This is a genomic window from Agrobacterium larrymoorei (assembly GCF_005145045.1).
GTDB classification, from domain to species: Bacteria; Pseudomonadota; Alphaproteobacteria; order Rhizobiales; family Rhizobiaceae; genus Agrobacterium; species Agrobacterium larrymoorei.
Map to the genome: position 1 here is coordinate 312,032 of NZ_CP039694.1, position 26,280 is coordinate 338,311.

24 protein-coding genes and 3 pseudogenes are annotated in these 26,280 nt (G+C 56.6%); 6 read left to right on the forward strand and 21 right to left on the reverse strand.

Going from position 1 to position 26,280, the window contains the following annotated elements:
• Nucleotides 1–472 precede the first annotated feature (472 nt).
• Nucleotides 473–613 carry a hypothetical protein gene (locus CFBP5473_RS25210; RefSeq protein ID WP_157835812.1) on the forward strand — a complete coding sequence of 47 codons (141 nt, stop codon included), beginning with the start codon at nucleotides 473–475 and terminating at the stop codon, nucleotides 611–613.
• Between the two features lie 63 nt (nucleotides 614–676).
• On the opposite strand, the gene CFBP5473_RS24485 is transcribed toward CFBP5473_RS25210, so the two are convergent.
• The 6 genes from CFBP5473_RS24485 to CFBP5473_RS24510 form a co-directional block, all read right to left on the reverse strand.
• Nucleotides 677–2,071 (reverse strand): L-serine ammonia-lyase, encoded by a 1,395-nt coding sequence (locus tag CFBP5473_RS24485; RefSeq protein ID WP_027676646.1) that lies wholly within the window; start codon nucleotides 2,069–2,071, stop codon nucleotides 677–679.
• A gap of 109 nt (nucleotides 2,072–2,180) precedes the next feature.
• Nucleotides 2,181–3,338 (reverse strand): ABC transporter substrate-binding protein, encoded by a 1,158-nt coding sequence (locus CFBP5473_RS24490; protein ID WP_051441378.1) that lies wholly within the window; start codon nucleotides 3,336–3,338, stop codon nucleotides 2,181–2,183.
• 106 nt (nucleotides 3,339–3,444) lie between these two features.
• The gene (locus CFBP5473_RS24495) at nucleotides 3,445–4,602 is read right to left on the reverse strand and encodes an ABC transporter substrate-binding protein (protein ID WP_051441379.1); all 1,158 of its coding nucleotides are present in this window, start codon (nucleotides 4,600–4,602) and stop codon (nucleotides 3,445–3,447) included.
• 57 nt (nucleotides 4,603–4,659) lie between these two features.
• On the reverse strand, nucleotides 4,660–5,736 hold the full coding sequence (locus tag CFBP5473_RS24500; protein WP_027676649.1) for an ABC transporter ATP-binding protein: 1,077 nt from the start codon (nucleotides 5,734–5,736) through the stop codon (nucleotides 4,660–4,662).
• Between the two features lie 2 nt (nucleotides 5,737–5,738).
• Complete coding sequence (locus CFBP5473_RS24505; protein WP_037171534.1) at nucleotides 5,739–6,536, reverse strand: ABC transporter permease; 798 nt, start codon at nucleotides 6,534–6,536, stop codon at nucleotides 5,739–5,741.
• Between the two features lie 20 nt (nucleotides 6,537–6,556).
• Entirely contained in the window at nucleotides 6,557–7,420 is an 864-nt protein-coding gene (locus CFBP5473_RS24510) for an ABC transporter permease (protein WP_084631791.1), read from the reverse strand.
• A gap of 373 nt (nucleotides 7,421–7,793) precedes the next feature.
• Between CFBP5473_RS24510 and CFBP5473_RS24515 the strand changes: the two genes are divergently transcribed.
• The 3 genes and pseudogenes from CFBP5473_RS24515 to CFBP5473_RS24525 all read left to right on the forward strand — a co-directional run.
• Complete coding sequence (locus CFBP5473_RS24515) at nucleotides 7,794–9,416, forward strand: GMC family oxidoreductase (protein ID WP_037171535.1); 1,623 nt, start codon at nucleotides 7,794–7,796, stop codon at nucleotides 9,414–9,416.
• A 22-nt stretch (nucleotides 9,417–9,438) separates the two neighbouring features.
• Entirely contained in the window at nucleotides 9,439–10,698 is a 1,260-nt protein-coding gene (locus CFBP5473_RS24520; protein ID WP_027676652.1) for a glycerate kinase type-2 family protein, read from the forward strand.
• Between the two features lie 175 nt (nucleotides 10,699–10,873).
• Nucleotides 10,874–11,524, forward strand: a pseudogene (locus tag CFBP5473_RS24525) (IS110 family RNA-guided transposase); the annotation flags it as partial.
• A gap of 18 nt (nucleotides 11,525–11,542) precedes the next feature.
• Here CFBP5473_RS24525 and CFBP5473_RS24530 read toward each other — a convergent pair.
• Nucleotides 11,543–12,403: pseudogene (locus CFBP5473_RS24530) on the reverse strand (transposase); the annotation flags it as partial.
• A gap of 46 nt (nucleotides 12,404–12,449) precedes the next feature.
• Here CFBP5473_RS24530 and CFBP5473_RS24535 point away from each other — a divergent pair.
• Nucleotides 12,450–12,752, forward strand: a pseudogene (locus CFBP5473_RS24535) (integrase core domain-containing protein); the annotation flags it as partial.
• Nucleotides 12,753–13,113: 361 nt separating this feature from the next.
• Here the strand turns inward: CFBP5473_RS24535 and CFBP5473_RS25215 are convergent.
• The 9 genes from CFBP5473_RS25215 to CFBP5473_RS24585 form a co-directional block, all read right to left on the reverse strand.
• On the reverse strand, nucleotides 13,114–13,632 hold the full coding sequence (locus CFBP5473_RS25215) for an MDR/zinc-dependent alcohol dehydrogenase-like family protein (RefSeq protein WP_157835814.1): 519 nt from the start codon (nucleotides 13,630–13,632) through the stop codon (nucleotides 13,114–13,116).
• Nucleotides 13,633–13,944: 312 nt separating this feature from the next.
• Nucleotides 13,945–14,412 carry a heme-degrading domain-containing protein gene (locus CFBP5473_RS24550; RefSeq protein WP_027676654.1) on the reverse strand — a complete coding sequence of 156 codons (468 nt, stop codon included), beginning with the start codon at nucleotides 14,410–14,412 and terminating at the stop codon, nucleotides 13,945–13,947.
• A 28-nt stretch (nucleotides 14,413–14,440) separates the two neighbouring features.
• On the reverse strand, nucleotides 14,441–15,331 hold the full coding sequence (locus tag CFBP5473_RS24555; protein WP_027676655.1) for a TolB family protein: 891 nt from the start codon (nucleotides 15,329–15,331) through the stop codon (nucleotides 14,441–14,443).
• The gene (locus tag CFBP5473_RS24560; RefSeq protein WP_051441383.1) at nucleotides 15,328–16,317 is read right to left on the reverse strand and encodes a Gfo/Idh/MocA family protein; all 990 of its coding nucleotides are present in this window, start codon (nucleotides 16,315–16,317) and stop codon (nucleotides 15,328–15,330) included. The genes CFBP5473_RS24555 and CFBP5473_RS24560 overlap by 4 nt, the downstream gene beginning before the upstream one ends.
• Nucleotide 16,318: 1 nt before the next feature.
• The gene (locus CFBP5473_RS24565; RefSeq protein WP_027676656.1) at nucleotides 16,319–17,176 is read right to left on the reverse strand and encodes a 3-keto-disaccharide hydrolase; all 858 of its coding nucleotides are present in this window, start codon (nucleotides 17,174–17,176) and stop codon (nucleotides 16,319–16,321) included.
• Nucleotides 17,177–17,201: 25 nt separating this feature from the next.
• On the reverse strand, nucleotides 17,202–18,287 hold the full coding sequence (locus tag CFBP5473_RS24570; protein ID WP_027676657.1) for an ABC transporter ATP-binding protein: 1,086 nt from the start codon (nucleotides 18,285–18,287) through the stop codon (nucleotides 17,202–17,204).
• A 3-nt stretch (nucleotides 18,288–18,290) separates the two neighbouring features.
• Nucleotides 18,291–19,166 (reverse strand): carbohydrate ABC transporter permease, encoded by an 876-nt coding sequence (locus CFBP5473_RS24575; RefSeq protein WP_027676658.1) that lies wholly within the window; start codon nucleotides 19,164–19,166, stop codon nucleotides 18,291–18,293.
• Complete coding sequence (locus CFBP5473_RS24580) at nucleotides 19,163–20,041, reverse strand: carbohydrate ABC transporter permease (RefSeq protein ID WP_037171537.1); 879 nt, start codon at nucleotides 20,039–20,041, stop codon at nucleotides 19,163–19,165. Before CFBP5473_RS24580 ends, CFBP5473_RS24575 begins: the two co-directional genes overlap by 4 nt.
• Before the next feature lie 55 nt (nucleotides 20,042–20,096).
• A complete protein-coding gene (locus CFBP5473_RS24585; protein WP_027676660.1) occupies nucleotides 20,097–21,317 on the reverse strand; it encodes an ABC transporter substrate-binding protein in 1,221 nt (406 codons plus the stop codon).
• Nucleotides 21,318–21,495: 178 nt separating this feature from the next.
• Between CFBP5473_RS24585 and CFBP5473_RS24590 the strand changes: the two genes are divergently transcribed.
• Nucleotides 21,496–22,578, forward strand: coding sequence for a LacI family DNA-binding transcriptional regulator (locus CFBP5473_RS24590; RefSeq protein ID WP_084631799.1), 1,083 nt, complete (start codon nucleotides 21,496–21,498; stop codon nucleotides 22,576–22,578).
• A 68-nt stretch (nucleotides 22,579–22,646) separates the two neighbouring features.
• On the opposite strand, the gene CFBP5473_RS24595 is transcribed toward CFBP5473_RS24590, so the two are convergent.
• The 5 genes from CFBP5473_RS24595 to CFBP5473_RS24615 all read right to left on the reverse strand — a co-directional run bounded on the left by CFBP5473_RS24595 (nucleotide 22,647) and on the right by CFBP5473_RS24615 (nucleotide 26,277).
• Nucleotides 22,647–23,072, reverse strand: coding sequence for a VOC family protein (locus CFBP5473_RS24595; RefSeq protein WP_027676661.1), 426 nt, complete (start codon nucleotides 23,070–23,072; stop codon nucleotides 22,647–22,649).
• A 29-nt stretch (nucleotides 23,073–23,101) separates the two neighbouring features.
• Nucleotides 23,102–23,857, reverse strand: coding sequence for a sugar phosphate isomerase/epimerase family protein (locus CFBP5473_RS24600; protein WP_027676662.1), 756 nt, complete (start codon nucleotides 23,855–23,857; stop codon nucleotides 23,102–23,104).
• On the reverse strand, nucleotides 23,854–24,336 hold the full coding sequence (locus CFBP5473_RS24605) for a VOC family protein (protein ID WP_027676663.1): 483 nt from the start codon (nucleotides 24,334–24,336) through the stop codon (nucleotides 23,854–23,856). The genes CFBP5473_RS24600 and CFBP5473_RS24605 overlap by 4 nt, the downstream gene beginning before the upstream one ends.
• A gap of 1 nt (nucleotide 24,337) precedes the next feature.
• Complete coding sequence (locus tag CFBP5473_RS24610) at nucleotides 24,338–25,396, reverse strand: ABC transporter ATP-binding protein (RefSeq protein WP_027676664.1); 1,059 nt, start codon at nucleotides 25,394–25,396, stop codon at nucleotides 24,338–24,340.
• A 68-nt stretch (nucleotides 25,397–25,464) separates the two neighbouring features.
• Nucleotides 25,465–26,277, reverse strand: a complete 813-nt coding sequence (locus CFBP5473_RS24615; RefSeq protein ID WP_027676665.1) for an aldo/keto reductase — start codon at nucleotides 26,275–26,277, stop codon at nucleotides 25,465–25,467.
• Between the last annotated feature and the right edge of the window lie 3 nt (nucleotides 26,278–26,280).

The window sequence follows — 26,280 nt, forward strand, 5'->3', positions numbered from 1 at the left end:
TCTGTTGTGGAGATTCACTTACTTGGGGTTGGGCGCCTACTCAGACCGTCGTTCCAACGAGCCGTTATGAGGATTGGAAATGTTGAAAAGGGCGGGCTTCTTAGATGCACGGACAGGATTTCTATCCTATAGAGGGGTGCCCTAGCGGACAGGCGACAAACGTAGATTCGAACGACGCACGCCTTAACGGCGCAGCCTGCCTGCCATCTGCCGCTCGATCTGGTCATCATCAAGCTGGGTACGAACGATACCTAGCTACATATCAAAGAACACCATTCGATATAGCTTTGGCATGGCAACTTTGGTCGGACAGGTGGCGAGCGCAGCGGGCGGTACCGGCACACTCTATCCGGCTCTGCGGAAACTGGTTTTGGCACCACCCCCGCTTGGCACTATATCCGATCCATTGTGCAGGGAGACGTCTTCGAGTTCCGCCGATAAATCTCGAGCGAGGCCCGGGTTTTACGTCAGTATGAGCGGCTTCATGCAGGCCGGCTTCTTCGACGCTGGCGGGGTCATGATGTCTAAGGGGATCGACGGCATACATCTGCCGCGCGGCGCCAATACCAAGCTCGGCGAAGCGCTCGCAGATGCCATCAAATCCCTGCGCTAGGGGCAGAATATCAATTCGTCCTAATTTTAGTTCGGCCGAAGTCCTATACGCTAGAGCGCAATTTCAACAAGCGGGAACATTTATAGCCAGACCGCCAAGACTGGTTTCCTTGTACCGCACATCCATGTCATCGCCGGTCTGGCGCATTGTTTCGATACAGGCGTCCAATGCTATAAGATGGGAGCCGTCGGACTTTAGCGCCAGGGACGCAGCCGTAACAGCTTTGACGGCCCCAACGGCGTTGCGCTCGATGCACGGCACCTGAACCAGGCCACCGACCGGATCACAGGTCGTTCCGAGGTGATGTTCCAAGGCGATTTCGGCCGCCTGCTCCACCTGTTCCGCCGTACCACCAAGGGCTGCCGTCAGTCCAGCCGCTGCCATAGCAGCGGCCGAGCCGACCTCCCCCTGGCAGCCGACTTCGGCGCCGGAAATCGAGGCGTTGTGTTTGATTATACCACCGACAGCCGCAGATGTGAGCAAGAAGGTCTCGACCGCCTTCGGGTCACGTCCGGTATGGAAATGGAGCATGTATCTTAAGACAGCGGGTACGACGCCCGCAGCGCCGTTTGTCGGCGCCGTGACGACGCGGGCTCCGGCAGCATTCTCCTCATTTACAGCCATCGCATAGGCAGCAAGCCAGTCGTTAGCGAGCATTGGGTTGGGGGTGTTTCGTCTCGCATCCTGTTTAAGGCGGTCAACGAGTGCTTTAGCACGCCGCTTGAGACCTAGGCCGCCGGGCAGAACACCTTCATTGTCAAGACCGCGATCGATACACGCGGACATCACGCCCCAGATCTGCGTTAGTCCGTCACTGACTTCGGCCTTGCTGCGGTATACTTCTTCGTTTGCAAGCTTCATTTGTGCTATGGAAAGCTGAGACTTCCGCGCCATGTCCAGCATTCTCGCTGCGGTGTCGAAAGGATACGGAATCTGGCAATGAACGGCAGCAGGAGCGGACTTACTTTCGCGCTCCTCGGGTGTAACCACAAATCCACCGCCAATGGAATAATAGATCCTCTTGAGTAGCAGCTTGCCTGCTGAGTCCAGCGCCTCAAATGACATGCCGTTTGGATGACCCGGCAGGGTCGTTGTCCGATCAAAAACCAAGTCTGTTTTAGGATCGAATGCGTAGGACGGGTGGCCGTCCGGGTTCACACACTTGCCAGCGCGCACCATGCTGACGGCATCGTCCATTCGATCGGGATCGATTGTCGCAGGATGATATCCACATAGGCCGAGAATGACCGCCCGGTCGGTCGCATGGCCGACTGCAGTGAAAGCAAGGGACCCATGGAGCGTAACCCTTAAGCTGGATACTTTCACAGCCCTAGGCCGTGGCCAGTCTCCACAAAGCAGTTCGTTGAGAAAGCGCGTCGCAGCAACCATAGGCCCCATCGTGTGGGAACTCGATGGGCCGATGCCGATCTTGTAAAGGTCGAAAACAGATATAAACATCTCGCCTCTCTGCGGAGCATAATCACTTTCGTATTCGGTGTGGCGGGAGATGCGCACGAAGATCGTCGCAATACTCGCCCCACTTTAGGGGCGAGCGTGAGCGTGAAGGTCAGAAACCAGACTTGAAATCGTTCCAGCCTTGGAGCCAGTCGTCGTAGGTCGCATACTTGTCCGACGTGGTCGGCGGTAGGGCGTGGATTGGCGATTTGGCGAGCGCCGCCTCGATGTTTCCATAGTCAAAAAGCGCTTTTGTATCAGCGTCCATATAATCAATGGCCTTGCTGCTAACGGCGGCGCATGCTGTGGTTTTTGCAGCTTGCGCCTGAACAGCAGGATCAAGAGACTGGTTCATGAATGCGTATGCGGTGTCGATGTTTTCGGCCGTTTTCGGAACGAACCAGGCATCGCACCAGGTTACACCGCCTTCTTCGGGAATGACCGTATGAGACTTGACGCCGGCCTTCGCCGTCTCTGCAGGCACGCCTGTCCACGTGCAAAGGCAACCGAGGATTTCCTTCGATGCTATTAGAGATGCTACGTCGCCGTTTGACGTCGCAAAGGTACGCACCTGCTTCTTCCATGGCTGCAGGTTCTCCCATGCCGCCGCCATCTCATCGCGAGTAACATAAGGAAATTTGTCGCCAAGACCCGCGAGACGCGACGCAAGATCGAAGGTGCCTACCTGCCCATCGATGATCGTCAATTTCCCCTCATACTCGGGCTTCAAGAAATCTTTCAGTGACTTGATTGGCGGAGCACCTTCGACATACAGTGGCATATCCATGCCCCATATCCATGGCAGTGCAGCTAGCTGATCATCGATGAGCCAATATTTGCCATTATAGAAATACTTGTAGATGTTATCAGCATTGTAGTTGGGTAGCTTTGACGGATCGAGGGGCGTCGTGATCTTAAGATCCTTAGCGTACAACTCGCTGTAGCTCGCGCCCACCTCAGCGACGTCGAGGGCGACGGGGCTTCCACCAATCAGCTTGGCCTGAACGTCCTCCTGTGCACTGATGATGCTGACGTTGACATTGACACCAGATTTTTCGCGCCAGCTCTTGAGTTCGGTGTCGAGCGTGAATCCTTCCCAAGCCATAAGCTTCATCGAGCCGCCGACTGCGGCTTGAGCTCGCCCGGCACCGAAGAGCGGGGCCAAGATCGCGCCGCCAACCCCTACGGCAGAAGCGCCGAGGAACGACCTCCTATTCAGCAGATGCTCCCGCATCATATTGGTGATAATGTCAGTTTGAGTCTTTTCCATGGATTGTGCCTTTGAGAAATGCTTTACAATTTCCCGCCGTGCTAGCACGGCGGGATCTCCATCCTGTAGACTTCAGCAGGCCACTGCTTGCAGTAACCTTCCTGGGTTAGATGCCCGACTTGAAGTCGCTCCAACCCTGCATCCAGTCGTCATATGTCGCGAATTTGTCTGATGAACCTGGCGGCAGCGGACGTATCGGTGACTTAGCCAAGGCGCTGTCGATGTTCGCATAGTCAAACAAAGCCTTTGTGTCGTCATCCATATGGACCAGCGATTTGCTGCTTACCGATGCCCCGGCTGCTGTCTTGGCGGCCGAAGCCTGAACGACCGGATCAAGCGACTGGTTCATAAATTCATACGCCGTGTCGACATTCTCGGCTGTCTTCGGGATGAACCAGGCGTCGCACCAAGTCACGCCGCCCTCTTCCGGAATGACGGAATGGGACTTTACACCCGACTTAAGCGTCTCAACTGGAACGCCAGTCCAGGTGCAGAAGCATCCGAGCACCTCCTTTGAAGACACGAGCGACGCTACGTCACCATTCGATGCGGCAAACGTCCGGATCTGTTTCTTCCAAGGAAGGAGCGCTTTCCATGCGCTCGCCATTTCGTCGCGAGTGACGTAGGGATATTTGTCCCCGAGCCCAGCCAAGCGCGATGCTAGGTCAAACGTACCAATCTGGCCATCGATCATCGTCAGTTTGCCTTCGTACTCAGGCTTAAGAAAGTCTCTGAAAGATTTGATCGGTGGCGCACCATCGGCGTAAAGAGGCATGTCCATGCCCCAAATCCAGGGCAGAGCTGTCAGCACGTTATCGATAAGCCAGTATTTTCCATTGTAGAAGAATTTGAAAATATTGTCGGCGTTATAGTTGGGGAGCCGAGATGGATCCAAAGGCGTGGTGATCTTCAGATCCCGGGCATAGAGTTCGCCGTAGCTGGCGCTCACTTCCGTCACATCGAGCGCGACCGGGCTACCCCCGAGCAGCTTTGCTTGTACGTCCTCCTGCGCGCTGATGATGCTGACATTAACGGTTACTTTGTTCTTGTTGCGCCAGTCCGCCAACTCTTTATCAAGCGTGAATCCTTCCCAAGCAAGTAGTCTGATTGAGCCGCCTACAGCCGCATAGGCATCCGTTGAGGGAAAGATAGGAGCGAGCATCGCTCCGCCCGCAAGTGCCGCGCTTCCGCCGAGAAATGATCGTCGGTTCAGCATGTGCTGACGCATCATCTCTAGAAATTTATCTGTGCCAGTTTTTGCCATATGTTCCACCTTTGTTTATTTTCTGTTGCGGTACACTTACGATTAGTCCTGGCACTGCTAGTGCGTTAGCACGACAACATCGCTGGATGACCAGGACACCCTTACCTTGTCGCCATCGGCGATACCCTCGGTATGGATTGGCTTTGCGGTCTGATATTTGACCGTCAGTTCTTCGTTCTTTATTTCGTAGACAACGCGGCTTCCGATGAAGGTCACATCGGAAATCATACCTTCGATGAAGTTCGCGTTCGTCGAAGGTGTCTTGGCAGCCTTTTCGATATGCATCAGCTCGGGGCGTATCGACAGAAAGACGGATTGACCTGGCTTGACGCCGTTCATTTCCGCCCGCGCAGTGCAGCAACCGATATCGACAAGTGTCGTCTCTGGATCGGCGCTGGTAACCGTACCGGGTATGATGTTGGTATCGCCAAAGAATTTCGCGCCGAACAAGGTCTTCGGCCTGGAATACATCTGCTCTGGCGAGCCGATCTGTTCGATACAGCCCTTGTTCATGAGGACGACACGATCGGATAGGATCATGGCTTCGTCTTGGTCGTGGGTGACATACACGAAAGTGGTGCCGGTTTCCGCGTGGATCCGCTTGAGTTCATGGAGCATGTGATGACGAATCTTCAGGTCGAGCGCAGCGAGCGGCTCGTCGAGCAGTAGGACCGAAGGCGAATTTACGAGAGCGCGGGCCAGCGCAACACGCTGCGCCTGTCCCCCGCTCAACTCGTTGATCCAGCGATTACCGAAGCCATCGAGCTGAACCATGTGCAGCATCGTAGTAACCTTCGCCTTTATCTCCTTGGTGGGCGTTCCCTTCAAGCGCAGACCAAATGCGATGTTGTCAAACACATCGAGGTGCGGGAACAGTGCGTAGCGCTGAAAGACCATGTTGACGGGCCGCAACTCCGGCGGAAGCTTGGTAACATTCCGACCCTCGAGGAGCACCGAACCTTCGCTTGGCTGTTCAAAGCCAGCGATAAGTCTCATCAGCGTGGTCTTGCCGCATCCGCTGGGACCCAGGAGCGTGACAATTTCCCCCTTGATGACGGAAAGGTCTATCCCGCTGAGAGCCGTTACCGGTCCATAGCGCTTTTTCACGTCTTTGATCTGTACGATGGGGTTCATGTCTATTCTCCAGTTTGATTGGCGCGCGAGTTGATTGCTGTGCGGCGGCGGTACCACATGAGCAAGCCCCCAATGACGAGAACAAGCGTGGACACAGCAAGCGCCAGCACCGACGCTGCGTTAATTGTCGGATCGATTGTTCGCCGCATCATGGAGAACACGAACAGTGGCAAGGTCGTGTCGCTGCCGCTAGCAAACACGGTGATGATAAATTCATCGAATGATAGCGCGAAACACAGGATCGCAGCACCAGCGATTGTTGGCGCAATTATCGGCAGGGTCACCAAGCGGAAGGTCTGAAACGGTGTGGCACCAAGGTCGCGAGCTGCGTCTTCCAGCGTCAAGTCAAAATACTCGACGCTCGACCTCATCGCCTCAATGAAGAACGGCAACGTGAACAAGACATGCGCGATGACGACAGTCGTGAGGGATCGGCTTATTCCAAATTGCGCGAACAAGGCCACTAATGCAATTCCTAGGAATAGCCCCGGCAGGGCAATTGGTGAAAAGGAAAGAAATGCAAATGCCGTCTTGACCGGCCCATTTAGTCTAACCAGAGCAAGGGCAGCCATCGCGCCGAGCAGCGTAGTCGCAACCGCCGAAAGCGTGGCGACACGAACGCTGTTCCACAAAGATTGCATAAAGTCTGCGTTTGAGAAGATGGTATGATACCAACGCAAGCTGAAACCTGTGAAAGGGAAGGTTAGAGAAGGCGTACTGTGAAAGCTGAAGAGCGTGATCAGAACGACAGGTGCATAGAGAAAGGCGAGAAAAGCCCAGGCCCAAATTCGCAACAACATGTTGGAGACCTTTCTAGAAGTTAGCGTGAGTAGCGCTTGCCCGGTGCCAGATCCACAAAATACATGAGGCGCAACACAATCAGGTAGATTACGAGGAAAACGGCGAGCAGGATGAACGCCATGGCAGCACCCAATGGCCAGTTGCCAACCATGCGGAACTGATTTGCTATAAGGAGGCCCGTCGTCGTGCCCTCGGTTCCACCCAGAAGCTGAGGTGTCACGTAGTCTCCGGCGGCAAGCACAAACGTAAACATGAATGAACCGAGCAAACCTTTGTGAGCCATTGGAAGGATGACCTTCCAGAGCACATGTCGCCACGAGGCTCCAAGATCACGTGCTGCGTCTATGTAGTCCTGCTTCACATCGCGCAGCGAAGAAACCAGAAGCAAAAGACTAAAGGGAAGCATGATATGGACGAGTGTCAGCACCACAGCAAACGGGCTAAACAGGAGGATTTCGAGCGGCTTGTCGATTATGCCGAGATTAATCAGCGTCGAGTTTATAAGGCCATTCGACCCAAGGATAGTACGCCAAGCGTACACGCGCACGAGGTAGCTTGAAAACCACGAAAGAAGCGCCAAGTAGAGGACGAGATTACTTCGTGTTTTGAAGACGATGTAATACGCGACTGGGAAACTTACCAGAACCGATATCAAGGCGGTCCACAAGCCGTTCCGGATGCCCATCCATGCGCTGTAATAGAAACCTGTAGCAGAGAGCGAGCGAGAGTAGTTCACCCAAGAGAAGCCAGGGATGAGCTGAAACGAGCGGACTGTCCAGAAGCTGTAAACCAATAGAATGCAGCTTGGCAGAATGAAAAATACCAGCAGAAATAGTATTGTTGGACCCGCCAAGATTATGTCACTGACCTTAGATTTTTTCACTTCTGTACTCCATTTATTCGCTCGCTTTCGCGATCGCTATAAGTGTATGCAACTGTCGTGCCAGTTTTTGCTGTGCGATAAAACAAATTGTATGTTTGTGTTGATCAGGTAGCCAGATCTTCCCGATCCCGCATAGTATCCATCTGAAATATCTGTATATTTTTTGATGCCTTTGAGGCCAATGGCTCACACTTCGGCTCGAGAATTCCCGCTTCTCGTCTCATTTTGAGAAATCTCATCTGAGAAAGGAGGCGGTCGCATCTCTAGTGAGACGCTCGACACGATATGCCCCAATAAGCCGCGCATCGATCGCTTTTTTGCAACTGGCACAAGTCTTGCAAAATCTTCTTTGGCATCGACAAGGGACGGTGGAATGAGCGAAGATATTTTTGATTATATTGTGGTGGGCGGTGGGTCAGCCGGTTGCGTTGTCGCGTCACGCCTCTGTGAGCTGCCAGACGTGCGCGTACTTCTACTTGAAAAAGGGCCGAGTGACTGGAACCCGTATATTCATATGCCCGCAATGTTTTACAAGACCGGGACTGGTAATCTCGTTGAGCGCTATCACTACGTCGACGGAGCGGGAACAAACAACCGCAATGAGGCCCTTACGATGGTCCAGGCGCGTGTTCTCGGCGGCGGTAGCTCGGTCAATGGTATGGTATATGTTCGTGGTACGAGGGAAGACTACGATATCTGGGAAGCTAACGGCGCTTCGGGCTGGGGTTATGATGATATCCTTCCCTACTACCGAAAGGCCGAGGACAATGACCAATTCCATAACAATCACCATGGTGTTGGCGGTCCTCTCAAGGTCTCTCAACAGAGGAACTTGCATCCCCTGAGTAAGCAATGGCTGCTTGCAGCCCAAGAGGCCGGCATACCATATGTTCCTGACTTCAACACGGGCGCGCCCGCGGGTTGCGGACCGTATCAGATTACGGCCCGGGGTGCGCGACGTTCGAGTACCGCAGTATCCTATCTATCTCGAGCGAAAAAGACCGGTCAACTTGACGTCCGAACCAATTGCACCGTCCGCCGTGTTGTCATCGCCGGGAACAAGGCGACCGGTGTAGAATACGAGCGGGGGGGTAATGTAAAAACGGTGCGCTGCCGCCACGAAGTGGTTCTGAGCGCGGGAGCAATCACCAGCCCGAAATTACTGATGCTTTCCGGCATAGGAAGTCCGGGCGAGCTGGCGTCTCACGGTATTGAAGTTGTGAACGGGTTGGCGGGCGTGGGCAAAAATCTGCATGACCACGTTGAAGTTTCACTTGTGTACGATCTTAACAACACGAACAGCTTCGATCGGTATAAAAGATTACATTGGCAAATCCTAGCCGGGTTGCAGTATCTTCTTTTTCAATCAGGTCCAATTACCAGCAACATTATTGAGACCGGAGCTTTTTGGTACACCAAGCACGGTGCATCGACACCAGATATTCAGCTATTCTTTTTGCCAGGCGTCGGTGTCGAAGAGGGAATGGGGACTACCAGCACAGGCTGTGGGTGCACTTCGAGCATAAGCCTCGCTAGACCGAAGTCGCGGGGCTATGTTGGGCTACGTAGCGCAGATCCGAAAGCCCCTCCAATTGTCGATCCCAACTACCTCAGCAACGGTAATGATCTTGAGACAATAATGGATGGAATGCGGATCGCAGATAATATCATGCAGCAGCCTAGCATGAAGGGTCAGATAGCCCGCCGTAGCCATCCCAAAAAAGAATTTGAATCGGAGGACGAGGTCAAAGCATTCCTCTACGACCAGAAGCGCCCAGGCCTTCATGTCTGCGGTACATGCCGTATAGGCGATGATGTCTTGGGTGTGGTCGACAAGGATCTTCAAGTTCGCGGGATCAGCGGGCTGCGTGTGGCAGACGCTTCCGTTATCCCCTCCATCGTTTCCGCAAATACGAATGCTGTGTCCATAATGATCGGCGAAAAAGCAGCCGATCACATCAAGGCATCCCACCGCGGTGCGTCCATTCGGACGTAATGACAAATATTTGGGAGGTTAAATGACTATTGATGATCGCCGACTTCTTAAATCAATGTTCCACGCCGCGATTAAGGCGGCGGATCCCAGGGATTGCCTTAGGGGGCACCTCCCTGAGAGACCTCGCGGGAAAACCGTTGTCATAGGGGCGGGAAAAGGCGCCGCGCACATGGCAGCAGCACTCGAAGAGCTCTGGGACGGACCTTTGAGCGGTGCTATCGTGACGCGTTACGGTTATGGTTGCCCCACGACGCGGATACGAGTGTTGGAGGCTGCACATCCCGTCCCCGATGAAGCTGGATTGCGCGCCTCTCGGTGCCTTATGGGGCTTGTCAGCGAACTGGGTCCAGACGATTTGGTGATCGCTTTGATGTGCGGTGGTGGATCATCGCTTTTACCAATGCCGCTGCCAGGAATCTCACTTTCCGATGAAATACAAACCAATCAGGCTCTGCTGAAATCCGGGCTGTCGATAGCTGAGATGAACGTCATTAGAAAGCACACCTCTGGCATCAAGGGCGGGCGTCTCGCCGCGGCGACATCAGCCCGAGTATCGACCTTGGTGGTATCGGATATTCCCGGCGACGACCCTGCTCTCGTTGCCTCCGGTCCAACGATCCCGGATCCTGCAACTCGACAGGCGGCATTATCGATAGTGCAGCGTAGCGGTATTCGGCTTCCGGTATCAGTTGTCGCACTACTCCAGAGTAGTGCGGCCGATGCGCCGAACCCAAACAGCGTGCACTTCGCTAGGAACACTGTAGATGTAATTGCTTCAGCGAGCCTCTCCTTAGAAGCCGCTGGTAAATGCGCAATAGATCATGGCGTCGGCGCTGCAATCCTGTCAGATTCATTTGAAGGCGAGGCCCGGATTGTTGCCGGTGTCCATGCGTCGATCGCTCGAGAGGTACTTACTAAGAATCGGCCATTCAGAAGGCCTGTTGTTCTGTTGTCTGGCGGAGAGACTACGGTAAGTTCCTCGGGGGCTTGGGGGCGAGGCGGGAGGAATACTGAGTTTGCTCTCGCCTTTGCACTGGCGCAACCTGGCTTGCAAGTGGCCGCCCTTGCTGCCGATACGGACGGAATAGATGGCTCCGAAGACAACTCGGGTGCATTCGTGGATTCCGCTACACTCAGCCGACTGCGTGGCATGGGTTTGGATGCACAAAAGCTACTTGCCAACCATGACAGCTATAGTGCTTTCGAGGCGTTGAACGACCTTTTTGTTACGGGTGCGACCGGCACTAACGTGAACGACTTTCGAGCGATCTTAGTCAAGTAGGTTCCCATTCAAACGGTATCCCTCCGGCGTGCACCGCCTTGCGAGTTTTTGGGGCGACACCGTGATTTTGCGCTCTCGAGAGTGGACTTAAGGTGAGCGATGGGGTGGACGCTCCCACTCAACGGCATCTTTGTGCCAGAATGGTTGTGTTTGAACCATTAGAGGGAGAGCGTCCATGGAAAAGGTTAGCATAATCGGTCTGGATTTGGCCAAGAGCATAATTCAAGTTCATGGGGCGAGCGCTGATGGCTCGGTGCTTCTTCGGCGGAAGATCTCGAGCAAGAAGTTGCTTGCCTTCCTGTCGGAGGTTCGTCCTTGCACAGTGGCGATGGAAGCATGTGCCGGAAGCCACCATTGGGGTCGTGAGATTGCCAAGCTTGGGCATCGAGTGAAGTTGATCGCGCCAATTTACGTCAAACCGTTCGTTAAGCGTCAGAAGAACGATGCGGCCGATGCGGAAGCCATCTGCGAGGCGACAATGCGTCCGACGATGCGTTTCGTCGCGGTCAAAAGCGAGGAAAAGCAGGCTGCGGCGACAGTATTCAAGGTGCGTGACCTTCTCGTGCGGCAAAAGACCCAAATCATCAACGCTTTGCGTGGGCTGATGGCAGAGTTCGGAATTACCGTTCCACAAGGTCCCTCACATGTCGGAATTCTGATCAGTCACGTTGAAGACGATAGCTCGAGCTTAACGGAGGCGGCACGCGCGCCCTGCTTGGCATTGGTTGTCACGCTGCGAGCACTGATTGACAAAGTTCGGGAACTCGATTTGGAGATTGCGCGGAGGGCGCGGCAGGATGACGTTGCCAAGCGGCTCATGTGTTTAAGCATGGAATGTTGACCCCTCTGGTGGGGTGAATGTTCGGTGCTGATTGACAATCATGATTCCATTGCCAACAAAGGACTTACCGCGATTGCGAGCCCGTTCGCGAGGTAAACGCAGTGCTCGCCCAGACAGCAAGCAAGCCGATAGCTCTTGTTTCAATGCGCCTCGGCCTTGAATGTAGCGTGCCTGATAGATGGCTTCGTGGCAGATGCGCATGGTTGCGTCCTCGGGGTAGTCCAGTCTCAGACGCTGCGCAATCTGTTCCGGGCTCCAGGCTTTGGACCAGCGTCGGCTTTGCCGATGACCGGCCCGTCGTCCTTTCCATACCACGGCAGGCCCATCAAAGGCGATGCCGCCGGGCGTGGCAATAAGGCCCGAAAGCCGGTCCTGCACGTAATCGGGAAGGGCAGTATTGGCTGCCAGCTTCGCCACCTTCGGTCGCCGCGAAGCCCGATCAGCGTGCCATTGCGCAGTAGTGGCGCGGTAATCGAAATCGCCGCCGCGTGTCGCTGAATTACGCCTGATCTCGCGCGAGATTGTACTTGCTGATCGTCCCAGCTTACGTGCGATGGCACGAATGCCGGTGCCTCGAGCACACTCCAAAGCAATTTCTTCTCGCTCTGAGAACGTAAGGCTGCGGTTTTTAAGTGGTGTTGCCGAGGGTGAAAGATGCGTAGGAGGCATGCCGCCTGAACTCCGAAACCACCGGTTCCCAACGGGGGCAGAGACGCCAGCTTCAATAGCGGCATCCTCGCTAGACAAGCCAGCCGCTATTTCTCGCCTGAACCGATACAGGTTCTCACGCTGCCATACAGGCGGCCGGCCTGGCGAGGACAATTTCTGCCGCGTTGACTGCTCCGATTTCCTTCTTCCTGGCACAATAAAAACTTCCATGTTTAGGGTGTTGCGGCGACCGGTTGAATCTGGCCAATACGTGTCTATCTGCTACTCGGAACGGTTGGCAGAAGCTGGCATCGAGCCTTCTGTCGGAAGCGTCGGCGATTCCTATGACAACGCCCTCGCTGAAACGATCAACGGTCTTTACAAGGCCGAGGTCATCCATCGGCGAGGACCATGCCGCAACTTTGAAGCTGTGGAGTTCGCCACACTGGAATGGGTCGACTGGTTCAACCACCGCCGCCTTCTGGAGCCTATCGGGAACATGCCTCCGGCAGAGGCCGAAGAGCGCTACTACGCCATGCTGGACGAACCAGCCATGGCCGCATAACTTAAACCTAACGGTCTCCGGCAAAGCCGGGGCGGTTCATAACAAGGACTGGTGGGCGACGCAGAACAATCTGCACGGACCACCCTTCGCCTCCGCTCTGTTCCCGCTATCATCCAGCGACCTTAATGACGACCTTTCCGAAGACGTGACCGAACGCCGCTGACTCGTAAGCTTCCCTGGCTTGCGAGATTTGTGAACACCTCGGCAATTGGCGGGTTGATGCGGTGTTTGTCAACGAAATTGACCATATCCCCGTGCACTGCGGCACTTCCGACGGATGTGCCCCGTATGGATCCGTTCTTTATCATGAGAGCAATCAAATTTGGCGGAGCAGCAGCCTGACTGTACAAACCCATCAACGCTACCTGTGCACCTGGTGCAAGGGCGGAGATAGCTTGATCCAGTTCCGCGCCACCGGCGGCATTGACGACCCGATGGAATCCGCCAAAACCTTCGAACACCACCTCGCCCCAATTTGAATGGTCTTGTAGTTGATGACATCGACCGCCCCGAGCGCGTGGACCTGAACCGATTTGTTGTCGCGGCTCGTTGTCACCACGGCCTTCGCCCTGACAGTTTGAGCGAAGAGGACGGAAAACAGCGCAACCGCACCCGTTCCGGTCGCAAGGACTTTGTCACCTTTTCCGACAGGTTTGAGGTAGGGGCGGTTTCCGTTCAGAGCTGTCCAGGCCGTGAGCGCTGCACATGGCAGGCCGTTAGCCTCCTCTAGCGTGAGGGTTTTTGGGGCCGCCGCAATACGTTCAGCTCGCAACACGACATATTCGGCAAGCACGCCTTCCTCGTCCGGAGATTCGAGGCCCCAACCTTGATCCAGCGTTGGCGGTCCAACGGCCCAATCGCGGCGAAGTATACTGGTCACCTTATTTCCTACATGCCGACGCGGACGAGTCGCCATATACTACCCGAATGGCGATTTTCAGCGCTCGTCCGGATATCGAAGTCCGATCTGCGGACGCACCTCGTCCAACGTAACGCCCGATCTCTACGGATTGCGAAGGAGGCATTACTTGGCCCTCGATCAGCCCGGCAGCAACTAGTCGCTCGGCCCCTTCAACCCACTCCTACCCAAACAAGTCACTTGCATCTGATTTTACTGAAAAGAATTCCTAATCCAATATGGCTGTGGAGACGGATTGCCCCTGAGAAGCTGTCCGCTAATAAGAAGCGCCATTTATGGTTCTGCGGCTAGATGCTTGCGTAGGGTGCTTGCCGCAAGGCGATGATCTTCGACATCCGGCAAGTCGCTGACCCCGATGGTTCCGATCAAGGTGCCGGCGCGCAGGATGATTGGAACTCCGCCACCAGAGGCCACATAGTCTGTATCCGAAAGGCGATAGCGCTTGTTGAAGTCGAAGCTGCCCGCCTCTGCCTCCAGGCGGATTGCAAGTGAACTGCGATGGAACCTGTGCGCCACGGCGCGCTTGCGTGCGGCCCACGCGGAATTATCCAGGGTCGCACCGGGCATCAGCAGAGACAACACAACATCCTCACCATGGGTCACGGTGATGGCCGCAGGCAAAGCGCCCCCTGCGGCCTGCGCCTGCATCAGGCTGCCGAGCCGCCATGCAATCTCGTAATCGAAAGTTGGCAGTTGGAGTTCCTGCAATTCGGTGGAGAGCGTCTGGAGCGTGTAGGTCATCTTCAATCCAATACTTCAGGCAAACAGGTCAGCACAGTGGCTTAGAAAGTGGATAAGCGACATAGGCGAAAGAGCGGCTGTCTGGGGACCAGGAGTTGACGTTGATCGTCCCCTGCCCGCCGAACAGCTTTGCTACCGCTCGGGCCTCGCTCCAGCCCCCGTCCACCAGCTTGATTTCAACCCAGAGGTCGGCTGGATGGCCTTCGGTGCCGGGCGGATAGGACAGGTAGACCGCTTTTGCGCCGTCCGGCGACAGATGGGGGAACCAGTCGACGGTATCGGCATGGCTCAGCCGTTCATTGCCGCTGCCGTCTGTCCGCATTCGCGCAATCTGGGCATGGCCCGAAAAGCTTTCCGTATTATAGTAGATCCACTGGCCATCCGGGCTGTATTCCGGCCCGTCCGCCACGGCACCGTCGGTCAGTCGACAAAAGTCACTGCCGTCATTTGCGATGGTGCAGATTTCCGCCGCAATCAGGCGGAAGCTGGTTTCGGTAACTTCGGCCTCGAGCCCGACAAAGGCCAGACGCTTACCGTCAGGAGAAACGCCATGCAGAAAATGCATGAGGTTGTCGTCGCAGCTGATACGCCGTGCCGCACCCCCGGCCAGAGGCGCACGCCAGATCTGCCAGTCATCTTCCGTTGAAATGAAGATGTGATGACCGTCAGGGTCGGGCACGTGGTCGTTGTTCAGCGGTGGAACGCCCGCAATATCGATCTTTTCCAGGTTAGGCTCTGACAGCGGCAGCCGCCACAGGACGCCATCGCCGTTCAGGATCAGCGCGTCATCGATCCAGTTAGGCGCTTCGAGCAGAAGATCGGCTGTCTCGAACACCAGCCGATTTTCGCCCGTGACCGTATCATGGGTCCAGACCTGACAGGTTTGACCGGAGAAAAGATGGCGCGGTTCGAACGTCAAGAGAGAACCTTTCCATGGATTTGGATAACCGCCTTATCCAGAAGCTCAATCACGCCTAAGGTCAAGTCGTGCGGGACACGGCTGCTTTCCCACCGGCCTTCCCTCAAACAGCGCCCCACCTCTTCGATTTCCCATCCATACCGGGCTTCGTGACCGGGATCGATCAACTCTTCCACTCCGGCCGCCGTGCTAAAGAGCGCTTTTCCTGGATTGAAGAGATTGTCGGTGACCGCGAGCCAGCCCTTGTCTCCAATCAGGTGAAAGCCGGAACCAGCCATGCCCTCGGTCTCAGGCACGAAACCGCCTGCCATGGAGGCATATCCATCGGAGGTATTCAGCGTGATGGAGGATGCACTGTCCACCCCCCGCGCCGTCAAAAGGCCGGAAGCGCCGACAGTAGCGGTCTTCGTCAGATTCGGCGCAAGTCCTGCAAGGATATTCAAAGGATAAACCATGCATTCCAGTGTGAAGCTGCCGCCAAGATCGGGATCGGCGACGCGACTGTTTGCCCCCGTTCCCATCGGACCGATATGGGCGGAGAAGGCGCGCGGCGTGCCGATGCTGCCAGCCGCGATGCGCGATTGCAATTCGCCGTAAAGCGGATTGCAGAGCGTCCACATGGCATCCATGATGAACAGCCCCTTTTCGCGGGCGAGCGCCAGCAGGTCGGCCGCCTGTTCTGCGTTCATCGTGAACGGCTTTTCGACCAGCACGTTCTTGCCCGCCTCCAGCATCATCCGCGTGTGTTGGTGATGGTGGCTGTGCGGCGAAGCGATGTAAACCACATCGACGTCCGGGTCCGCGGCCAACGCCGCATAATCACCATGGGAACGAGGAATGGAGTGGTGGGTGGCGAAGGCTTCGGCGCGGGTCGCGTCACGCGAGGCCACGGCGGCGCAGACAGCGCCGGAGGTTTTGGACAAATCCTCCGCAAACAGCCCGGCGATCCACCCCGTGCCGAGGATGCCCCATCGAATATCGGCCATCTTACAGCTCCTTGATGCGAATGTTGCGCCAGCGGCAAGCCGCCTCACGGCCCCACCGGCCTTGCCCCAACCCGCCCCAGTCATTGTCGTGAACCTCGAAAGCGATGTGGCCCTTCGGCCCCAGGAATTCGGCCACGGCATCGGCGTCGTAATTGGGGTAAGTGATGGTGGAGAGGTCGATGGATGCGATCTTCAGCCCGTTGATCCAGCAGGTCGCCTTCGGCTTGGCGCCGGTTATCACGATGCGGAAGTCGTTCCAGTCTTCGAATTTCCAGGCTTCGAGAAACTCTTCCGCCGTACAGGCTTCGCTCAAAAGGTCGCGCTTGCTCTGGCGGAAGGGCTCGATGGAGGTTGCGGGATCATCCTCCCGCAGCCCGACAGGCTTACCACCCGCATCGGTCACGACATCCAGCGCAAAGGGCACGGCGTGGAAGCCGGAGATGCCGTTGCCGTAAAACCCGCCGATGGACCCCGACTTGCGGTGATCGAGAAGCACCTGAAACCCGTGGAACGTCTGCGCTTTCTTGCGCAGCATGATGCCGGTATCGGCAGGCCAATCGGGCTTGGCTTCGAACCGCAGGTCGAAGTCGCCATATTCTCCCTCGGTCACCAGATAGCCTCCCCAGCCGCTGCCGGGAGCATCCTGCCGGCCGACGATTGCACCGTCCTCAACAGTCCAGACGGCGGGATGCGCGGCGGCCTTTTCGTTATAATCGGCGGGAAACAGTTTGGGATGCGCCTCACTCACCGTCGGGCCACCCGGCCACACCTCGCCATAGGTGCGAGGAGTAGCAAACCAGCCCTCCAGCGTCCTACCATCGAAAAGCGGCACAAAGCCAGTGTCATCGGAATTGGTCATTATCATTCCTTTCTGCGTGTTGAGGTTAGAGGCGCTGGCCACTATCGGCGTCGAAAAGGGAAACCAGAGCCGGATCTATATCAAAGGTCAGGGACGAAGCTTCGTCCAGCCCGGTCAGGCTATCCACCCGGATCGACAGGGCTTCGTTGCCCAAACGGCCCCACAGCAAGGTCTCTGCGCCCATGGGTTCCACCGAGGTCAAAGGGGTGTTGAACTGCGCATGCGCACCAGACGGCCGAATGCCCACATGTTCCGGGCGCAGGCCCAGAGTGACGCGACCGGGCCGGGCCTCGGTGAAGGCATAGCCGTTCAGGGGCAGTTCGAAACCGTTACCGATGAAACGGGGCTCCGGCGCAAGCACCAGTTCGCCATCGAAAAAGTTCATCCCCGGCGCACCGATGAAACCCGCCACGAAACGGTTGGCAGGCGTGCGGTAAATCTCTTTCGGCGTGCCGATCTGGCGAATGACCCCACCCTCCATGACCGCGATGCGGTCTGCAAGCGTCAGCGCCTCGATCTGGTCATGGGTGACGAAAATCATCGTCGTCCCAAGCTCCCGGTGCAGCCGCTTCAACTCTGCCCGCAATTCCGTGCGCAGCTTGGCATCGAGGTTGGACAGCGGTTCGTCGAACAGAAACACGCCAGCCTGCCGCACAAGGGCGCGGCCAATGGCGACGCGCTGCCTTTGCCCGCCCGAAAGCTGTTTCGGCTTGCGCTCCAGAAGCTTGCTGAGCTGAAGGATTTCCGCCGCCTCCGTGACGCGCTTTTCGATCACGGCCTTGTCCGCACCCGCCATCCTCAATCCAAAGGAAAGGTTGCCGCGTACCGTCATCTGCGGATAAAGCGCATAACTCTGAAAGACCATGCCGATATCGCGGTCCTTGGGCTCGGCCCAGGTGACATTCTGGTCACCGATCCAGATTTGCCCAGCCGTTACATCCCGCAGACCCGCGATGACGGAAAGAAGCGTGGACTTGCCGCAACCCGATGCACCCAGAAGCACGATGAATTCACCCGGTTCGATTTCAAGGTTCATCTCACGGATGACCTGCAAGGCCCCATAAGCCACTTGCACATTGCGAACGGAGACGCCTTTTGCCTTGTTTTTCATGATTTATCCTTTCAGCGCGCCGTCTGAGATGCCACGCACGAACCAGCGGCCAGATATGAAGTAGACGGCCAGTGGCACGGCGGCGGACAGCAATGTCGCGGCCATATTCACGTTGTATTCCTTCTCGCCGTACTGGCTGGTGACGATGGAGGTCAAAAGCACGGTCATCGGCTGGTTCTCCCGACCGGCAAAAATCAGGCCGAACAGATAGTCATTCCAGGCGCCAGTGAATTGCAGGATGACGGCGACGATGACGATCGGGGTGGAAATCGGCACCAGAACGAAGGTGAAGATCGACCAGAAGCCACCGCCATCCACGCGGGCGGCACTGAACATTTCCTCAGGAACCGCAGCATAGAAGTTGCGAAACAGAAGCGTCGTCAGCGGCAGGGTGAAACCGGTGTGGATCAGGATGATCCCCGGTAGCGAGCCGAACAGTCCCGTCGCCGTCATCATCCGCACCAGCGGGAAAATGAAGACCTGGATTGGAATGAAGGTCGAGACCAGAAGCGCGGTAAACACCCAGTTGGCCCCACGGAAGCGCCAGAAAGACAAGGCATAGCCGTTGAGAGCACCCAGAATGACCGGGAACAGGGTTCCGGGAATGGCGATCTTGAACGAGTTCAGCATGCCGGGGCTTATCCCCTCGCAAACGCGACCGGTGCAGGCCGTGCCCCACGCCTTGGCCCAGGCGGCCAGACTGGGGGCGTGCGGCAAGGCGAAAAGATTGCCATCGCGGATTTCCGCCATCGGCTTTAGCGAGGTTACGACCATCACATAAACCGGAAGCAGGAAGAACAGCGCCGAGAGGCAGAGAAAGACATAAACGGCGATGCGGGAAAGAGAGAGGCGGTGTGGTTTTGGACCGTCGGGGATCATTTCGCAGCCTCCTTTCGGCGCAGCAGCAGCCATGGCAGACCCACGAGAACGCAAATCGCCAGCAGCATGATGGTGGCCGCAGCGGTGGCCTGCCCGAGATTGTTGCGCTGGAACAGCATGTCCATGACGTATTTGGCTGGCACTTCGGTTGATATTCCCGGCCCGCCGCCCGTCATCACCACCACCAGATCGTAGATTTTGATGGCGGTCAGCGAGAGGAGAACGGCTGCCGTGGCAACCATCGGCCGGATCATGGCGGGAATGACGTGAATGTAGACGCGCCATGCCGGCACACCATCCACACGGGTGGCATTCCAGATGTCCTGATCGATGCCGCGCAGTCCGGCGAGCATGATGACCATGCCAAGCCCCGTGGCCTGCCAGACGCCAGCGCCGACCAGCGCGTAGATCGCCGTACTTTCGCGCGTCAGCCAGTCGAAGCGGAAGTCGGTCCAGCCCCAGTCACGAACTGCGGCCTGAATGCCGAACGTCGGATCGAAGAGCCATTGCCACACGATGCCGGTGACGACGAAGGAGAGCGAGGCCGACATGAGGAAGATGGTGCGGAACGTGTCCTCAAAGCGAATGCTCTGATCCAGAGCCACGGCAAGACCATAGCCCAGAGCAAGGCAGCCGCCGATAAAGAGCCCGCCAAAAATCGCGACATTTATACAGGCCACCTGCCAGTTATCCGAGGCAAAAAGCCTCGAATACTGCGCAAGCCCGATGAAGTCATTGTTAGGCAGGAGTTTGGACGAAGTGTACGAGGTCCAGAGCGTCCAGAGGAGGCCGAAACCGATCACCACCACGACAAAGAAAATCGTAGGCGTCATGGCAATCATGGCCGGCAGGGTGCGAAACCTGGGTCTAGTCATGGGATGTCCTTCGAAAAACGCTGACGAACCCTTCTGAAGGGCGTTACGTCCCGGCCTACTCCGTGGAGTTGAAGGCCTTCAGCATCGAGTCGACGAGAACATCTGGGGCGGAGGACCCATTGCTCCAGTATTTCGCGACGGCATCCATGATCGCAGCCCTGCGGTCCGGCGTCATGACGTAAGACAGGCCGGGCAAACGCTTGGCCGGGTCCTGCAACACCTTCATCGCCTTCTGCGTGCATTCGTCCATCTGGCTGACATCGGTATCCAGCACGGAAGGCATCGAGCCCTTGGCAATATTGAATGGCACCTGAATTTCAGGCTCAAGCATCGTTTCGGCCAGAAGCAGCTGTCCGGGACGCTGAGAATCGATCTTGGGGAAAATGAACATGTCGCCGGTCAGGATGATGGCGTCATTCTGCGGGCCCAGCATGCAGCCATATTCCTTGCCTGCGGTCTGCCCGGCAGCCGTGAACTCTCCCTTGGCCCAGTCGCCCATCACCATCATGGCGGCCTGACCTGATGCGACCATGTTGACGGCTACGTTCCATTGCCGACCGGGACTGCCCGCATCATCATAGGCCCGCAGCTTACCGAATATGGCGGCAGCGTTTTTGAAACCGTCGGATTTAATGGCTGCCTCGTAATCCGGGCCCTGCATCTGGAGATACACGTCCGGAGCCACGCCTGCGAGGACCTTGAGGAAAAGAATGTTCAACTGCCAGTCCTGACCACCGACTGCAAACGGAATGATGCCCGCCGCCTTGATCTTGTCGAGCGCAGCGAAAAGCTCGTCATAGGATTGCGGCTCCTTGATGCCGACTTTCTCGAACACCGCCTTGTTGTACCAAAGCCAGACTTCGGATTGCGCATTGATGGGTGCGCCATAGACGTGGCCATCGCGCGTGATCGAGTTCCACATGAAGTCAGGAAGGCGATCCTTCCATTTGTTTTTGGCGGCAACCTCATCGATATCGGCCAAAAGCCCGGCCTTCTGCAATTCGGTGAGATCGGCAGACTGCATCTTCGCGGCTCCCATCGGGTCGCCTGCCACGATGCGCGAAATTGCGGGAGCGACGGTATCGCCCGGCACAGCAAAATCGATCCACTTACCGCCCTTGGCCTCGAAAGCCTTGGCAATGGCGTTCAGAGCTGCGGACTCTCCACCTGAAACCCAGTTGGTGTAGACCTCTACCTTCAAGTCCTCGGCGAACGCGGATGTTGACAAAAGCAATGCTGAAAGTCCGCCCAGAACGGCGTTTTTTACGTAATCCATTATTTTCCTCCTCCAAGGTTCGAAGATCGAAACGACGCCTTGGTTCAGGCGGCGCACCGTCTTTCTGGCGACCCCTTTGAAGGGGTATAGTATGGTTACGCCATAAATATGTAGTAACGCTACTACATCTACTTTGCAAGTCCGTTTTTGTGGGTTACGTAGGATTGAGGAGAATCCAATGGCAGCACCACGCAAACCGACCTTGGCTGATATCGCTGTTACTACCGGCTATGGAGTGAACACCGTTTCCCTGGCCTTGAGGGGAAGCACGCGGATTTCGCAGGCAGCGCGGGACAAGATTTTAAAGGCGGCGGAAGAGCTGGACTACATACCCAACGCCACGGCAAAGTCTCTGGTTACCAAGCGAAGCCATACGGTGGGCATGCTGGTCGAGTATCTGACCAACCCACAGCCCGCAGCCGTTGCAACCGCACTGCAACGCGAAATGGCCGCACGGGGTTACAGCGTGCTTTTCGCCAGTTCCTCGACGCCGGAGCAGGAGACATCGGCAATAGAGATGTTCCGCCGCCACATGATAGACGGCCTGCTGATCTATCCCGTGGACCACACAAATCTCGAACAGCTACGCCGTCTCAGGGCACGAAATTTTCCGATCGTCATGCTGGTCGGCGCCCGCGACACCGGCCTGGACGCCGTGGGCGTCGACGAATTTCAGGCATCCTATGACGCCACGACACATCTGATAGCACTCGGCCACACAAAAATCGGCGCACTCGGCCCGTTATACGATAAACCACTGAAGTTGAAGGGATTTCAGCATGCACACCAAGTGCACGGCTTGCCCTTGGACATCGCCCGGATCGTGGAACCCGCCGGCTTCAGCATGGAGGCCGGATTTCGGGCGATGGACGAACTTGCGGAACGCAATTCCGGGATGACAGCCGTATTCGCCTCCTCAGACATGTTTGCCCTAGGCGCAATGCGCTGGGCGAAGCTGAAAGGTCTTCGAGTACCCGAAGACCTTTCTATCGTCGGTTATGACGACATAGAATTTGGAGCCTTTTCCCACACGACACTCACCTCCGTGCGCAATGACGGGACTTTGTTGGCGCAAGCAGCAGCAAACAAGCTCGTGGCCTTGATGGAGGGGCGAGGCACACTTCCTGCACCGAGCCTGACGCTTTTGCCCGGGGAACTAAAGATAAGAGAAAGTTCTGCTCGCCCCGGTCAGAGCAGCGTTACGACGTCAGCAACGGGTTTGGCATCGTATGGAGTGAACCATACAGCCGTTAGTCCTTAGATATCATATGTTCTCTGCTCTTTTATCGACCTTGGACCTCATCTTGCGCGAAAAGAAGCTCAGGCTGATTACCGTCGTCGTGCAATCGCCGTCATCTGCATCCCATCCGGCATCATCTGCATGACTTCGATACGGTGGCCGTCCGGATCCTCGATCCAGCATTGCCAGTTTCCATCAAGCCCGAGCTTCTTCGCCCGATACAGCGGGATACCGGCCTGTTCGAGTTCCACCACACTCTTTTCGATATCAGGAACCGAAAGGCAGAGGTGATTGTACCCGATCAGTTCGAAGGCAGGCGCGCGGTCGCCCGTGCCGCCATGGAAAATCTCGATGAACTGCGTGTCGGTGACCCGCAGATAGACAAGCCAGAGGGCGCCATCGCGATCAAGCCGCATGACTTCTTCGAAGCCAAGCTTGTTAACGTAGAAATCGAGGGTTCGTTCGACGTCAGATACCATGATCGCAACATGGGCGATCTCGGAAACGGTAAGCATGGGGAAACTCCTGTTGTTGCGGACGACGATCAAGCGATCGTGCGGCGAATGAAATCGATGGAACGCTGCGCCACGCGTTTCCAGTCAGCGGGGTTGTCGTGCTCTACGACCACATGATCCGCCGACGTCGCGCGGATGGACGGAAGCAGCCCTGCCCAGTCGATAATTCCGTCACCGGTCGCGGCCCAACCATCCTCCGTTTCCGTTCCCACCGGAGCGACATCCTTCAGCTGAACTGCAACGATCTGGGAGGCGAATTTTTCGAGTTCTGCGGCGGCATCCCCGCCGGCCCGGGTGATCCAGCCGCAATCGATCTCAAACTTGACGATGCTGTCCTGGCCGAGGATGTGATCGATCGGGCGCGTGCCATCGTCGAAGAGCGTATATTCGAAATCGTGGTTGTGCCAGGCCACGCGAAGGCCCCTCGTTGCGGCGTCGTCAGCGCCTTGAGCCAGCGCCAGTCCAAGCGACTTCCAGTAATCGGGCGTATTCCCGCGGTCCTCTGGTTTGACATACGGCGGAATCAGAAGGTCGCTTCCCAGCGTTTCGGCAATATCGAAGTATTTGTTCGGCTCACTGACTAGGCCGGTCAGCGGCATGTGAAAGCCGAGGCATTTCAGCCCTGCATCGTCAAGCTGGCGGCGAAACAGTTGCGGGTCCGCCTCGTAAGCGGGTAGCCATGGTTCGACGGCATCATATCCCATAGCCTTCAGGACGGGAAACTGGTCAGGCAGGGGCGGAAAATTTCGCGAGGAATACAGTTGGTAGGAAACCAGATAGGTCATGGAACGTCCTTGTCGTTATCAAATTCGAGAAGTTCGATGAACGCCCCAAGATCGTTCATCGTGTCGAAATAGGCATATCGGCCCGTACCGCTCTGAAACTCCCCGCTCTGGATTTTCGCGTGGCCATGCGCCTCGAGAGTTTTGCCCTGCTGCCCCATGTTGCGCGTCCTGAACGCAATGTGGTGACAACCCGGCCCCTTGTGCTCCAACAGTTCGCGCCAGACGCTGGGCTCCGGTCCGGGTTCGAGAAACTCGAGATCGATATTTCCGAAATGAAACATCATGATCCGGCACGTCACCGAAGCAGGCTGCCCGCGGTAGTCGGCAAAGGCCTTCTGCGGATCGGCGGCAAAGGTCATCTGCGGCATGGGCTTGCCGGTCAGGCCTGAAAACCATCGAGCCGATGCTTCGACATCATGGGTTAAGAAGCATATCTGGATGACTGTATCCTGGGTCAGCGCTGCAGCCGGATCGCCCATATCACGCCTCTAGCCTAACGCCGGTCTTTGCGTCGAAAAGGTGTAGCTTTGCCAGATCCGGTCGAATGGTGATGATATCACCCGGTCGCGCGGCGATACGATCGCGGAAGGCGGCAACGACATCTTGACCTGCATATTTGAGCGCGACGAGCGTTTCGGAACCGGTCGGCTCGACCGTTATGACCTCCGCCTTCGCCCCATCCACATCGAGATGCAGGTGCTCGGGGCGAATGCCGAGCTTCACTGCAGTTCCGTTTGCAGGCGCATTGCGGCCGCCAAGGTCGATCACGGTGCCATCGGTCGACGCAAACCTGCCGTCGCGAATTGTGCCCTCAATGAAATTCATGGCTGGCGAACCGATGAAGCCGGCGACGAACAGGTTAGCCGGCGTATCATAAAGCTCGAGCGGCGTGCCGATCTGCTCGATATAACCACCATTCATCACCACGATCCGGTCTGCCATCGTCATCGCCTCGATCTGGTCGTGTGTGACGTAAACCGTGGTGGTTTTCAGGCGCTGGTGGTTCTGCTTGATCTCCGAGCGCATCTGCACACGCAGCTTGGCATCGAGATTGGAGAGCGGCTCGTCGAACAGAAACACTTTTGGATCGCGCACGATCGCCCGGCCCATCGCCACACGCTGCCGCTGCCCTCCCGACAGGTGCTTGGGATAACGCTGTAGATACGGTTCGAGGCCAAGAATACGGGCAGCATTGGCCACACGCTTCTTGATCTCGTCCTTTGGCGCCCTGCTGAGTTTGAGCGAAAAGCCCATATTGGCTTCGACCGTCATGTGCGGGTAAAGCGCGTAACTTTGAAACACCATGGCGATGTCACGCTCTTTCGGCGGCTTAGCGTTGACAAGATCATCATCAATCAGCACGTCGCCGGCAGTGATGTCCTCAAGGCCTGCAAGCATGCGCAGCAGCGTGGATTTGCCACATCCCGACGGCCCGACCAGAATGACGAACTCTCCGTCGGCGATATCGACCGAAACGCCGTGCAGCACTTCCAGCGCACCGTAGGATTTGCGCACATCGCGAATTGTTACAGAACCCATTCAGTCCTCCTCTGCGGTTAGCCACGCCGTCGCGGCCGACCGCCAACTTGTGTGTATGAAGTGCGTGCTCAATCGTCCCAGGCGGGAGATTTTTCCGGGTTGATCATCCGCTCGCCGCGATCCAACCCGCGCAATTGCGCCATGTCGGCATCGCTCAGGCGCAGATCGAGCGCTGCATAATTGTCCCTGAGCCGCTTTGTGTTTGCAGACGATGGAATGATGATGTGGCCTTCGGCCATGAGGAATGCCAGGACGACTGCCGCTGGCGTTGCCGACAGGCGTTCGGCGATCGCGGCAATCAGCGGATCGTCGAGCACGCGCCCCTTGGCGAGCGGCATATAGGCGGTGAGCTGCAATCCGGCCTGACGCGCATGGTTACGGATTTTTGGCGCCTGCAAATAGGGATGGATCTCGATCTGGTTCGTCGCCAGGGCATCATGGCCGATAAGCTCCGCCGCCCTCTCCAAAAGGGCGATGGGAAAGTTGGACACGCCGATCAGGCGGGCGATTTTCTGTTCGCGCGCCTGCGCGAGCGCATGCACATAGTCTTCGAACGGAACGATCTGGTCTCTGGTCGGCCAATGGATCAGCAGGAGATCGACCTGATCGAGTTTCAACGTCTGCAGACTGCGCTCCACGCTGGGCAGGAAATCGCCGCTTGCAAGATTGGTATCGGCGACCTTGGTGGTCACGAAAAATTCGGCTCGCTTGATCCCGGACCTTGCCACGGCCTCGCCGACCGTCACTTCCGTTCCATAGCTCTGCGCCGTATCGAGGTGCCGGTATCCGATCTCGATGGCCGCCAGCATGGCATCCACGCCTTCCGATCCAGTCTGGCCATAGGTTCCCAAACCCATCGGAGGAATGATGTTGCTAGTCATGAT